Origin of the sequence: Methylobacterium nodulans ORS 2060 (assembly GCF_000022085.1) — a bacterium.
Lineage (GTDB): Bacteria > Pseudomonadota > Alphaproteobacteria > Rhizobiales > Beijerinckiaceae > Methylobacterium > Methylobacterium nodulans.
In genome coordinates this window covers 25,199-37,542 of the sequence record NC_011895.1, presented here as the reverse complement: position 1 = coordinate 37,542, position 12,344 = coordinate 25,199, and the positions used below count along the sequence as shown (strand labels likewise).

At 59.5% G+C, this 12,344-nt stretch carries 14 protein-coding genes; 5 read left to right on the top strand and 9 right to left on the bottom strand.

Annotation, left to right across the window (positions count from 1 at the left end; translation table 11 throughout):
• Window positions 1-627: 627 nt before the first annotated feature.
• The 6 genes from MNOD_RS41010 to MNOD_RS40990 form a co-directional block, all read right to left on the bottom strand.
• Window positions 628-987, bottom strand: a complete 360-nt coding sequence (locus MNOD_RS41010) for a hypothetical protein (RefSeq protein ID WP_015926877.1) — start codon at window positions 985-987, stop codon at window positions 628-630.
• Window positions 988-1,268: 281 nt separating this feature from the next.
• Window positions 1,269-1,709: a hypothetical protein gene (locus MNOD_RS41005; protein WP_157091885.1), complete on the bottom strand. Its 441-nt coding sequence runs from the start codon at window positions 1,707-1,709 to the stop codon at window positions 1,269-1,271.
• A gap of 2 nt (window positions 1,710-1,711) precedes the next feature.
• Window positions 1,712-2,188 (bottom strand): hypothetical protein, encoded by a 477-nt coding sequence (locus MNOD_RS45575; RefSeq protein ID WP_157091884.1) that lies wholly within the window; start codon window positions 2,186-2,188, stop codon window positions 1,712-1,714.
• Window positions 2,179-2,514, bottom strand: coding sequence for a hypothetical protein (locus tag MNOD_RS47845; RefSeq protein WP_157091883.1), 336 nt, complete (start codon window positions 2,512-2,514; stop codon window positions 2,179-2,181). Before MNOD_RS47845 ends, MNOD_RS45575 begins: the two co-directional genes overlap by 10 nt.
• 269 nt (window positions 2,515-2,783) lie before the next feature.
• Window positions 2,784-4,187, bottom strand: a complete 1,404-nt coding sequence (locus MNOD_RS40995; protein ID WP_157091882.1) for a hypothetical protein — start codon at window positions 4,185-4,187, stop codon at window positions 2,784-2,786.
• A gap of 570 nt (window positions 4,188-4,757) precedes the next feature.
• The gene (locus MNOD_RS40990; protein WP_015926873.1) at window positions 4,758-5,294 is read right to left on the bottom strand and encodes an NUDIX hydrolase; all 537 of its coding nucleotides are present in this window, start codon (window positions 5,292-5,294) and stop codon (window positions 4,758-4,760) included.
• Between the two features lie 200 nt (window positions 5,295-5,494).
• Between MNOD_RS40990 and MNOD_RS40985 the strand changes: the two genes are divergently transcribed.
• Window positions 5,495-6,031 (top strand): CYTH domain-containing protein, encoded by a 537-nt coding sequence (locus MNOD_RS40985; protein ID WP_015926872.1) that lies wholly within the window; start codon window positions 5,495-5,497, stop codon window positions 6,029-6,031.
• 367 nt (window positions 6,032-6,398) lie between these two features.
• Here the strand turns inward: MNOD_RS40985 and MNOD_RS40980 are convergent, their stop codons facing one another.
• From MNOD_RS40980 to MNOD_RS40970, 3 genes are all read right to left on the bottom strand, one after another.
• The gene (locus MNOD_RS40980) at window positions 6,399-6,833 is read right to left on the bottom strand and encodes a hypothetical protein (RefSeq protein ID WP_015926871.1); all 435 of its coding nucleotides are present in this window, start codon (window positions 6,831-6,833) and stop codon (window positions 6,399-6,401) included.
• A 641-nt stretch (window positions 6,834-7,474) separates the two neighbouring features.
• Complete coding sequence (locus tag MNOD_RS40975) at window positions 7,475-7,891, bottom strand: hypothetical protein (RefSeq protein WP_015926869.1); 417 nt, start codon at window positions 7,889-7,891, stop codon at window positions 7,475-7,477.
• A gap of 44 nt (window positions 7,892-7,935) precedes the next feature.
• Entirely contained in the window at window positions 7,936-8,352 is a 417-nt protein-coding gene (locus tag MNOD_RS40970; protein WP_015926868.1) for a hypothetical protein, read from the bottom strand.
• Window positions 8,353-9,203: 851 nt separating this feature from the next.
• Here MNOD_RS40970 and MNOD_RS40965 point away from each other — a divergent pair.
• The 4 genes from MNOD_RS40965 (at window position 9,204) to MNOD_RS47840 (ending at window position 12,002) form a co-directional block, all read left to right on the top strand.
• A complete protein-coding gene (locus tag MNOD_RS40965) occupies window positions 9,204-9,893 on the top strand; it encodes a ParA family protein (RefSeq protein WP_198157714.1) in 690 nt (229 codons plus the stop codon).
• The gene (locus MNOD_RS45565) at window positions 9,893-10,195 is read left to right on the top strand and encodes a ribbon-helix-helix domain-containing protein (RefSeq protein WP_015926866.1); all 303 of its coding nucleotides are present in this window, start codon (window positions 9,893-9,895) and stop codon (window positions 10,193-10,195) included. The genes MNOD_RS40965 and MNOD_RS45565 overlap by 1 nt, the downstream gene beginning before the upstream one ends.
• A 105-nt stretch (window positions 10,196-10,300) precedes the next feature.
• The gene (locus MNOD_RS40960; protein WP_015926865.1) at window positions 10,301-10,525 is read left to right on the top strand and encodes a ribbon-helix-helix domain-containing protein; all 225 of its coding nucleotides are present in this window, start codon (window positions 10,301-10,303) and stop codon (window positions 10,523-10,525) included.
• A 403-nt stretch (window positions 10,526-10,928) separates the two neighbouring features.
• Complete coding sequence (locus MNOD_RS47840) at window positions 10,929-12,002, top strand: hypothetical protein (RefSeq protein WP_157091880.1); 1,074 nt, start codon at window positions 10,929-10,931, stop codon at window positions 12,000-12,002.
• Window positions 12,003-12,344: the final 342 nt, after the last annotated feature.

Here is a 12,344-nt window from a genome sequence, read left to right as displayed (position 1 = left end):
AACTCTTCAAGAGGTCAGCGCGAAACTCTCCGCGGCAGGGTGGATGCGTGAAACGGGCAAGCCTCCACGGCGGCGATCAGCCGGATGCTGTCGTAAAAGGAAATCTGATGCCGGATAACGTCCGCGGAAACATCCGTTTCCACTCGCCTAAATACCCGCATGAAGAAAACTGCACTTACTACGGCCAATCACCGCGTCGTTGCCTACGTGACGGTGGACGCCCGCGGGGTTCATACGATCACAGACTACCGACATCGTGTACTCGGGTACTACGACCCAAGAACCAACCGGACCACAAATCGAACACATCGTATCGTCGGTTATGGATACCAATTGCCGCGGCTTGTCGGTGGCCTTGATGAGAGATTACACGAAGTAGATCACGGAGAAGACCTTCTTGCCGAGGTCAAGCCGCAGGGTCCGACCAAGCCGAAAGCTCCGGTCGCTCCCCAGTCAGGCGGCATTCCGCCCATGACGCCTAAGCAGGCACGCAAAGAAGCTACAAGGAAGCAGAACGTTCAGGACAAAATCAGCAAAGAGAGACAACGTTCTTCCGAACGGCAAGCCGAACTTCGCGCCCAACTTAGCAGGAAACCGACATAGGAAAAACGATTTTTCCACTCACGTTCAGCGCGTTGCATTAACGACGACGCGGAGCGACTGCCATCCGCGGCCGGCAAGGGCGTTGGCGACGTCCTGGTCTGCGAGCCTTCCCCACGCACGCGCGAGTGTGTCGGCGACGAGGTCGGGTAGATCAGCGCGGTCGACGGGCTCCCGCACCTCGACGCGCCCAGGGCCGGACCATGCGCGTCCCCGTTCGAGCATCATCGGGACGCCTCCTGCGTCGACAAGCGCCGACCGGGACGTCACGACGCCGTAGAGCAGTACCGCGAGCAGCCGCCCGTTGGACGAGCCGGCCACCGCCTCAATCCGCTCGACCTCATTCGCGTCCGCAACGATCGCCTCGTTGCCGTCGAGCACCGCCACACCGACCCATGCCCAGAGCCCGGCAGCGAGCCACCACGATCCGTCTCGGCGAGCCCACGCCACCCTATTCGGTAGAGCGTGCCGGCTGGCCTTCACCAGTCCCGGCAGATCGCCCGGCCGATCGGTTGTCGCGAGGACGATGGAGAAGAGGATCCCACGGGCGTCTCGCGGCAGCGATCGTGCGCGGATGATCGTCCGGCGAACCTCGACACAGCGGCGACAGTCGATGCGCCTGCACCTGTACCGTCCGTGCCACCGACTGCCGCATGAGGCGAATACCGTCACGGCGAAGCCGCTACGTGAACCGCCCGTGCCTGCTCGAAGCGGTCGAAAATCTCCGGCGAGGCGAACTCGACCTCGGTCCACATGCGCGACGGGGCAGGTGCGGCGGCCCGAATTTCTGGGAAACCGCCCTCTACGATGTACGGATTGTACCGGACCTTCACGATGTACGGGAGGCCGCTGAGGTCCGACGAACCGTTGATGTCGTGACATCTAGGATGCTCTGAGCATTCGACAATCTCTGATGTATGCCTCGGATCCAGATCCCATTGGAACGCCAACGCCTGTGCGAACGATGCAAAGAAATACGAGATCTCGAATAACTCATCATCTAAGCGCATGTCTTCGAGCGGCACTTCTAGATCAGGTCTACCATGGAAGCGATGCACATCGTAGGCGATCGTGTAGATCGAATATGGATCAAGATCGATGTACTGCATGATCATCCTTGCGCCGCCTCCCATTGGAGACGCTCGCGCGTGAACGCCTCCGAAACCGCGGCGTCCGAAAACCGCACGAGCGTGCTCACCTCGTGCGGGACACCCGCATGACTGGCCCGCTCCGCCCGGACGTCGACCGCGCTGCTGTAGTCGACGGTGAGCACATACGGGTGACCAGGGAATGGGATCGCTGTCCGACCGTCACACGGATCGACGATCAAGTGCGATCGACACGACGTCTTGTCGAGTCCCATCTCAAACAGAAACGCGTCGTTTTCCGTTTCAAAGTAGAAGTGTACTGAGCAATCGACAACGCCGTAAGTCGATCTACCAGGACCCGGCATTCGGATCTTACGCACGATGTCGACGACGTCACTGCTATCGAGATGCAGATGACGCACAAGACAACCCGATGGTAGTCCGCGCGCTTCGCTGCAATCTTGACCGATGATCTGCCCTAAATGGTCTTTCATAAGCATTCCAGAAATCTTTCTGCGTGATGTTCATGCCGAAACTCGACGCTCGTCGCTGCAATAGAGGCGATCTCACGCGTACCTTCTAGCAGAACTGCTGATACAGGCATGAATATCAGAAAGTACGGTGCGATCTCAATAAAACAAAGCTTGCTTGTCGCATCGATCGCAATGCGATCGATCATCCAATCGGTTGCGTTGTCGTACACCAACGCGGTGAGATCGCAAGCGATGTGAACATCGCACGATCCGATGTTCATTTTATTGATTACGTAGTTAACAGTATCTCTGTCATGAAATACTGTTTTTTCAATCCAACTGTGCTTTTTCAAAATTGTTTTCCGCCTGACAATTTCAATTCACGATTACAAAAATGAGCCGTTCTCATCATTGATGCTCAACACACCAGCCTATTTCTTTGATTGGTCGCGCTTTTGCTTCTTCCGCTTGGAGCGGGAACCAAGGTGCTCACCATCAAGGATAGCCCGGAGATCTGGCTTCCAACCGTAGCGGTTCTGGCGAGCCATAGGAGTGAGGCCGTTCAACACGCTTCTGCGATAAGCGTTTGTTCCACGAGAGGTGGGTGCGTTCCGCTTTTTGCTCACGGCCGGCCTCGCCCACGATACGTCCCATTTTTCTGCCGCCTCTGCTTTTCGGCCGCTCGCTCCCGTCGCTTCCGCCGCTTGTCCGACTCGCGTCGACGCTCGACGCGTTCAGCCTTGCTGCTTTCATCCAATTGGATCCTGGGGCGACCCGACTTGGGCCGCTGAACGTCCAGAATGCCGGCTTCATCCACGGCTACCAGTTCGACGTCGGCGATCCCTTCCTGCTCAAGATACGTCTTCAGCATATTTGCCTGATGTTCTTCGTAGAGATACACTTCGTAGGTGCCGTCGAAGTCGGGCCGGCGCAACGCCCCACGAAGTACGAACTGAACGATGTCTTCGACTTCTCGGGCGCGCTCGATGTCGCTCTTCTTCAGGCCAAAAACTTCAAGAATGGGTCCGTCTGACGGAACAGCTTTCGACGAATAAATGAGCGCGCAGCACGTATGATGGATGAGCGTATTCGTCCCCTCTTGGCGCGGCGACACCCTCTCACCTGACAGTCCTGCCGCTTCGAACGACAATTCGAAGTCCGTGTTCGTAGCCCAGTACCCGATATTCGGGATGGTCGCTAAGTATCGAGCGGCCTTCACCAGACAGGCTCGTCCTGCCCCTTTCCAGAAGGTCGTTGATCCACGGTGCCGAGCGAGGAAATGAACTCGCACTTTTGCACGCGCACGGGCGGGTGATTTCACCTCCTCGAACACGAAATCGACTTGATCGGGACACCACGTCTGGGTCGCCTTGTAGCCGATGCTATGCCGGTAGCCCGATCCTGCGATCGTCACGGAGGCGAACGCGCCAAGCTCGGCCGGCGTCCAGGCAGACCACCATTGCAGTGGCTTGTGGCTCCCGATGACGTTAGTCCAACTGCTGACGTTCACGAAAACGCCCTGCGAAGAGCGTGCGCGCTTGTGGAACGTTGCGAGCCCGCTCAGGAACTCGTCGTTGATGATCGCGGATTTGTCGGGGGCAGAAGGCTTCGGGACGACTTTGAACCAGCCCTTCTTCGAACTTGGTTCGAGATCGTAGGCGGCATCGAGATAGGTCGCCGTAGCTGGAACCTTGAACGCTGCTGAACTTACGGCGGCTGGGCTCTCGTCGATATAGATGTGCCAGCCCACGAAACCGTCCAGGTCCGCAGCCATCATCCCCTCGTGAGTGATGAACAGAACGATGTGCTCCTGGTCCTTGTAGATGCGGGGAGCATCCTCAATCTCGGAGACGACGCTTGCATTGATCGATAGGTCGCTACTCTGGTGATGAAGCACCCTGATCGTCGGGTTGGTTTGGTAATGCTCAGCCTGCTGGCGAAGATCACGAACGCGTTCTTCGAATAGGGCGATGCGGCTTGTCGCGAAGACGTAACGACCTGAAGTCGCCGCCATTTCTGAAAGCATTTTTGTTGTCTTGCCGGAACCTGGAATGCCAGTTAGTAAGCGTATTGAAATCATGTTATTGAAAGTTCTTGTTGTTGATGTTCTTAAAATAAGTCCGCAGCATGTCTTAAGTCTATATATTTATTATATTTATTGCGGACGCATTTATCGACCGACGACCTGTTCTGAAAGGGTTTGATCGAAGGAACGAAGGCGAGCACCGAGCCGCAGGCGAGGGCGCAGTCGCACGGCTCCTTCGATCAAACCGCCCAGGGGCGGCGCGCAGCGGCGCTCCTGTCGAGCGAAGCGAGACGAACTGCTCTGATATCGATCCCCGGCCGAGGTTCTCGCCTGCGGCTTGCCCCTCGCCCGCCGACCAGTCCCTCCTTAGGTCGAGGTCGTCACCGACCCCGACCTGCGCAGGGACTGGTCCGCTTTGATGCCCTGGGTCGAGATCAGGTGCTCGGATCCGATCAAGTGCACTCGGTATGGCATCTCGTCGAGGCGAGAACGGATCTCCTGGCGCGGGGACCGCGCCCCTCAGGCATGCCGAGGACGGGACTTGGCGCGCACACCTCAGTAAATTACCGCTTACAGAGTCTCGCCAACGAGGGGAGCCGGGTCATGCGCCACAGAGGCGGTTCGAACGCGCCGAGGGAGTGAGAGATCTGATGCGTTTCCGCCCGGTTCGTCGAACTCGCCCGACACGAAAGCGTGCAGCAGCAGCTTGAGACCATCCTCCTGCACAAGGTCCGCTGCCTCGTCTGGTGCGATCCAGCGTAGGTCGCGCTGCCCCTGCTCAGGCCAGCGATTGCACTGCTCGATCACGTGCAGCGGAAACACCTTGACCTCGCAGGTCACGGTCATGCCGCTCTTCAGGCGCTTCTCGTACTCGTAGGTGCCCAGCGCGGTCTTATTGATCCGCCCCTTCAGCCCGGCCTCCTCGAACGCCTCGCGCTCTGCCGCCTTGTGCTCCTTACGGCCCGGCATCGGCCAGCCTTTCGGGATCACCCAGCGCCGCGTCTCTCGCGAGGTGACCAGCAGAACCTGAAGCTCGCCGTCCATGTCGAACCGGAACGGGAGCGCCGCTACCTGACGGCGCGGTTCGCGCCACTGCTTCTTCGTCATCGCCTACGCACGCTCGACCATGCATCCGCGGACCGTAGCAACTCAGCTTAGTGTGCGTGGTTCTCAGCGACTACTGCCGGTTGATGCCACGGGCTGGCTCTGGACGGCAGCCGGGAACCGCCTACCTGCGCCACCGTGGCAGGGGCGGTACATTGTCGATGGGCAGAGCTTCCTGCTGCGATTGAGAGACCGGAGGCTGCGTGCGCCTTGAAATCGAGCGCAAATTCCTCGCCACCCCGGACGTGCTAACCCACTGCCGGGACGGCGTTCGCATTTTACAAGGCTACCTGCACACGGACGAGGAGAACACGATCCGCGTCCGCCGGATCGGTGAGCGGGCGTTTCTGACGTGGAAGGGTCGGAAGCAAGGTGCCGCACGCCATGAGTACGAGCGGGAGATTGCCCCCGAGGCTGCCGATCGGCTGTTCAGCGACCTCCCTGATGCGCGCCGGTTGGAGAAGACCCGCTTCAGGGTCGAGCACGCGGGTATGCTGTGGGACATCGACGTGTTCGACGGTCCTTTGACGGGGCTGATCCTGGCCGAGGTTGAGCTTGAGCGCGAGGACCAGACCGTGCCGTTGCCACCCTGGGTAATCGCCGAGGTGACGAGCGACGAGCGCTATCGGAACTCGAAGTTGACTGGGCTGACGGTCCCGCCGCGCTTGTTCGCGGCTCAACAAACCCCGAGGGTGCAAGGCTTGCTGTTCCTGCGCCCCAACCAGAAATGCCCGCTATGAGCAGATGCGCCCTCCGGAAGTCCATCTCGGCGGCTGCCACAGGCAGGCAACCTGCCAGCAGGCACCACCTTTCCTGGCCAAGCCCATATCGGGCGCGAAGCTCGTGGAGGAGAAAATGCAGGCGGCGGAGCGCGCCGAGGACATGGCAGACCCTGCGATCGTCATCGGCGGTAGCGAGGGTGATGTGACCGGAGACGCTCCGAAAGTGCTGGCCGGATCAACAAGCGCTGGCCCATCGAGGCAAGCTTCTGTCGCCTCAAGAGTTTCCACCGCATTGCGATCCATTACGCCAAGCTCTCTTGCGGCAACGCCTCAATCATCGCCCTCGCTATTATTATCTCAGTCTGGTGCTGATTGGTGATGAATCCTAAGGAATGTACATCTTTACAAGAAAAGCGTCATTCTGATCAGACGTGTATACTGCCCAGTGCGTAGCTTGGAGATCACCTTCCAGTACAAGCACCTGATGCTTGAGAGGCATATCCGCAAGAAGCGGATAAATCTCATCGGGTTCGTCCTTAGCCGCATGGCGATACATCAAATTGTGTCCAAACACAATGTAGGCTTCTCCATAGGCGGTCTTTCCAGTTTCCTTCAGAAGCTGCGACGCGAAATTGTTCTTCCACCCCTCCTCCCTGACATTGGAGTAGCGAAGCTCCGCGCTGCGTCCCTGAAAGATGATAGGCGCGGACAGGAGGCCCAGGAGATCGAAGCTCTGGATATGCTGCGGCCGCGGCAGGCAGAAGGGCTGGATTTCGAGGGCGTCGTAAATGCGACGGCGGCGATTGTACTGGCAAGCCAATGTAATGGTCCTCAAATAAGTGGTCGGTCAGGACGCGGTGTCTGTCCTGTATCTATGGTGTACGCGCAAAATCGTCGAAAAGCGAATAAAAAGAAATTTCGACAATGCGGATGGTGAGACACTAGAATGCTGCCCGCCCGGATTTCAGCCCAGCGCGCGATCCTGCCATGGCCGTTGCGATCACGCGCATGTCGCCGGCAGGCTGCGACGCCAGCAGGGGTGAAGAGCCGAGCACGGCATGTCCAGGCTCGTCAGGGGCTTCCCAGCCGCCTTGCGCGCATCCAGCACCTCCTGACCAGTCGGGGCCCGGGTCGCCCGATCCTCAGAGAGGCGCGAGGCCCACTTCTGCACGCGAGCCACCGCCGTTTTTCCCGGGACGGTCCAGTGTCTCGCGCCGCGGTCGAACCGAGCCCGAGGAAACGCTTCCTTGAGACTTGCGATCGTCAGATCGTCTTTCTGAAAGCAAATCGACGCACCATCAGGATGGGCTGAAACGGTGACGCTAATGTTGCTCATGTTTAATGGCCCAATCAATAGACAGAATAGTAGGCGCAAATGTTGCAGGTAGTCAATTCGCTTCGTTCATGCGGATATCGCCGAGATAGCTTTTCTGCCCATTCTATGTCGTCACTCCATCGTGGTCAGTTGCTCCGCCTCACCTTTCCCGTCTCGCGCCACCACACTTCGATGAAGCTCCAGGCTAGGCACCGCTCCAGATCGCCGAGCATCATCATCACGTCCGGCGACATCCGCATGATCTCCGGCAAGAAGCGGACGGAGAGATCGAGGTTCGCCCCCAGGATGAGCGCACAGCGCACCACGGGCTTTGCGCCGACGTAGATGTCGTAGACCAGAGGTTGATCGTCTTCGCCGTTCTCCACGAGAGCAACGCTGAATACGTCTGCGATGTGCGCGACGCCGCCGTTCTTCGCGCGCTCGATGGCAGGGATGATGATGGCCATCGTCTCATCTGCTACCTCGTGGCGAGGACTGTCGCGCACATGGCCCGTGTCCACAGTGCGGTGTTTGAGTTTCTTTAGGGCTCTGTGGTTCTTCATCGGCCCGCTCCTCTCCTGAACCTTGTGGCCTCGGAAACTCGTTCTCACGCGCTGTTGGCGTGAGCCGAACGCGCGAACGAGAACAGCAGCAGGTGGGTGGCCTGGACCGACCAATCCGGGCACGGGCCCGAAATCTCGCTGGGCGGGCAGTTCGCGGGAATCCAGGCGCGGAGCGCCATAATTAGATCCGCGCGCAGGTCGCCGCTGTACGCCATCGCGGCCTCGCGCATGCACTCGAAAATGCCCATGCTCAGGACGGTGTAGATCCGCTCGTCCCAGGCAATCGCCGGCAGTCCCGTCTTGCCGATCTCACCGATGTACAGCTTGATCTCGGGGGAGTTCCGGTCGACGGCTTGGCCGCCGAGCCACGCTCCATACTTATCGAAGTACACCGCCTCCCATGCGAGAGGGATATTGTACGCCTCCATGTTCCAGGCGACAACCTGATCGACCGGCAGCATGACTGACTCCACTTTTGCTATCTTGGTATTCCAGGTGAAAAGGCGACCTCAGACTTGTCGCCCAGCGAGGGTGCAGCGCGCCCGCCCTTCTCTGTCGTGCGTTCACCCCTGCTCACCACCGAGGCGCTTCGGAGATCGCCGAAAGGTGCGGGCGCATAGAGGGTTAGCGTCGCGCGATCAAGTGGTGAGGCGCGTCGGAGATCGTGGCGGAATGGGACGGGTGGCTGGTCGCAGGCATCAGCCGATGATCGGAGCCGAGCCTGCGCCGCCGGATTCAGGCGTGCTGAGGGGGTGCGTTCATGACGGCCCTATACGGGACCGGGGGCGCGAGCGCAAGAGAAAATTCGCTCTTCCGACCCGGCTGGAAATATTCGTTTGACAGGTTGTACGATCTGTCAAACGGTTTTCGAGCTAATTACTATGGACGATCCCATAATCACGCGGGTCAAGAATCTGGATTACGTGGATCAAGAATTTGTATGCGCAATAGCAACGGCATTGTGACAGGTTAATAAAGAACAGTCTGGCGACATCAGCGCGAGTTTGCCCATGCCTATGGGATCGACGTTCGGGAGCCCCCTACCCTCCTGAGGATCTGGTGAGGCACTCGACTACGTGACCATCGAGACGGCCCGGGATCACCCCGAGTGCCCAGGCCGGCGGCGAGCGTCGTGACGAACAAGCCGGTGGTGATCCTGAGCCCGGCGGAGATCGTGGGGAACTGGGGTGAGGTGCTGGTCGGAGCAATCAGTCAAGCATGCCTCCATGCGTGAGAGATGTGATGCACGCTTGATTAAGGACTGTTGATGTAAGCATGCCTGCTAGGCATGCTGCCAAGCATGCCATCAAGCATGGGAGCAGGAGAGATTGCCTTGAAAGTCATAGCAGGAGTCGCCTTTAAGGGCGGGGTTGGCAAGACAACGGTTCTATCAAATCTGTCAATATCTTTTATTGAAATCGGTCTAAAGGTAGGAATCATAGATCTCGATCCTCAGTCCTCAGTATCATCTTGGGGAGAAGTTCGAGAGTCCGAAGAACCGATGATATCTGACGCGAAAGCGAAGACGCTTGGTAAGTTTATCGAAGCAGGCCGTAACCTTGGCCTTGATCTGATGTTGATAGATACACCACCCTCAGCAAGTATTGAGGCCCATGAGGCCATTATAGCAGCCGATTATGTGCTGATACCTTGCCGTCCCGGGTACTATGACCTGAAAGCGGTCACAACCACTACCAACTCATCCCGGATCGCGGGGAAACCCTACGGAGTCGTCTTCAACGCGGTTCCGCCGCGCGGGGAGCGAGGCGATCAGGCCATCATCGCGGTCAGGGACGAGCTTCGTGCGGCCGGGGTTACCGTCCTCGACGTTCTCATCCACCAGCGCAGCATCTTCTCCAGCAGTGCCACGACCGGCTCGACCGCGGTTGAGCAGGAACCAGCAGGCAAGGCGGCGGCGGAGATCCGCAGCCTGCGGGACGAGATCGTCAAGCAGGCAAACATTCAAACGAGCACGCGTTCAAGCAAGCGTAAGGTAGCGTGATGGCCAAGCGTCCCAATCCACTGGCAGCAGCAGTCGCCGGGATGGTCCCTGCACAGCCGGCGGCTCCGAAGAAGCCTGAGCCCATCCCTGTGCCGGCACCTGCTGCGAAGACCCCTAGACCGCCGAGCAGGGAGGGGAAAAGTTACATCGCCGTGTATATCGACCCAGCGGCCCACAAACAGCTTAAGCTCTTTGCCGTGCATAACGACCGCGGCATTCAGGATTGCATGCTGGAGGCGATCGATCTGTTTTTTCAGAAACATGGTTTAAACATGCTGGCACGCGCGCCTGCTGACGAGTAGCCATTCCATCAGGCAGGCAATCAAGCATTATGGAAGGTGGGCTTGCTTTAAATTTTGACTGCTGGCTCGGCGGGCCTGTAGCCATGCTGTTAAGGAGACAGCAGCATGAAACACGCGGCCTACGTCATGGTCCCGATCGATGAGCCCCCGGCGGTGCTGCCGGGGGGCAAGCCGACTTCGCGCGCGGACGGGATGCGGACCCTGTCCGTCAATATCCCCGCTCAGCAGCACAAGACCCTTCGCCGCCTCGCGGCGGAGACCGATCGCACCATGCAGGATCTCGTCAGTGAGGCCCTGGAAGACCTGTTCAACAAGCTTGACAGCAACTGATGCATGCTTTCCCACAGGCAATCAGGCAAGCTGTCAAACAGTCAAGCATGATGGTGAGCGCGACTGCGTGCCTGTGTGACGCGTGGGCATCCCGCAGGGCCCGGCGGCTCCAGCCAGCCGGGTCCCGCCCCCGCGTTGCAATCCCGCGCGGTTTCAGGGCAGAGTTCATGGCTGAGCCTGTGGAAGGCGTGGAGAACGTGGATTGAGGCATTGAGAGCGCCGTAGGCGCAAAAAGCTTCAGGCCCCGGCTGGGGAGCCAGGGCCTGAAAATAACCGCTGCTAGAGCGGGGCAGATATCTGAAGTCGCGTTCGGATCCTGCCCCATCTAGCAGCGGCCCGTCAACACCCGCCTTGAGCGGGAACGGGGACGCTTGCGCCGCGGCCAGCCGGAAGGGGTTGGACCGTGAACTGGAAGACGTATGCCGATTGCCGGGACGCGCTTGTTGCGCGCATCAAGGCGATCACCGGCCGTAACTGGCGGGAACAGTTAGCAAATGTCCGCCAGGATGCCATTCGAGCGTTCGGTGCGGACGGCCTCGATGAGACGGCATATGAAGCCGTCCTCGTGGAGGCTGATGCCCGAGAAATGCGGATGCGGGACGCGCGCGATCGTCGCGTGCGCGAAGCTGGTGTTCCGGGTGCCGTCGATCGGCTGGTGCCCCGTGCCGAACGGGCTGTCGCGCCGGTCGAGGATCCCCAGCCTCAGCCCGAATCGAGCCCCCGGCCGAATCGCCCGCGCCGGGCGATCCCGCGTGACGAGCAAGCCGTTAGGGAGGCTCGAATCCAGCGGCGGCGCTACTACGCGAAGCTCGGTCGGCTCCCGGCCAAGACTGCCCAGTTTTTTACGCTGGGGCAGCAGAGCGTCCTCGCGATCATCCTGTACGAGATCAAGTGTCACGGTGCGTGCAATCTCTCGATTGATGCAATCGCAAGTTTTGCACGTGTGTGCCGGCGGACCGTGCAATCCGCCATCCGCCTAGCCCAAAAACTGGGCCTCTTGGCGATTCGGGCTCAGGACCGGGCTCCGAACGTCATCGCGGTTCAGTGCGCCAAACTGGCTGCGTGGATTGGCTCCCGAAACAGCAAAAAAAGCCAAGAGATTCAAATAATTACTCACCCTACCAAGGGTGCAGATGCGTGCACCCGTGGCAGAACTGAGACACCTGTCCCGCCGGTTGCCGTCCCGGAGGCTCCGCCTGCGGTTGAGGAGGTCGCGCGCGTCGAGGCCCCGGAGCCTGAGCCGGTCGAGAAAGCCGCTCTGGTCGAAGCTCCCGCAGAGGCCCTGGAGGCTGCCCCGGAGCCTGCCCAGAGCCCACCAGAGGCTCCTGAGGCCCATCGTGCGGAGGTGGTGCGCCCGGCTGAGCAGGAGGCTGAGCCCCGGCCCCTCGACGGGTTTCTGGTGGCGATCATGAAGCGCATCGGGCTGCCGGTACCCGGTGAGGGTTGCGATCGGGTTGCCGAGCCGGGAGCGGGATGAGGGGCAGCCACCCCGATGCATGCGGCCCGGCTGCCCCCGATCATCTATGGCTGGTCGCGGCCAGCCGGCGATGGGTGCGGTCTCTCCGTTGGGGATCCTCCTTTGTGGGGACCAAAATGAAGGAGCCTGGATCCACTTCAGGGGGAAGCTTCCGTTGTAATTGATTAATGATTACTGATCCGTATTTGCTGCTATACAAACAGCATCGCTCGAAATGACCGCTAAAGCTGCTGGCCGGGCGCAATATTGGAGACTGTATTGCGCGATCCCAATCAGCCTCAGGTGAAATGAATTCATTTGTCAGCGCGAGTACACGTGAGTCGTCCAGTGCTTCCGACGAGA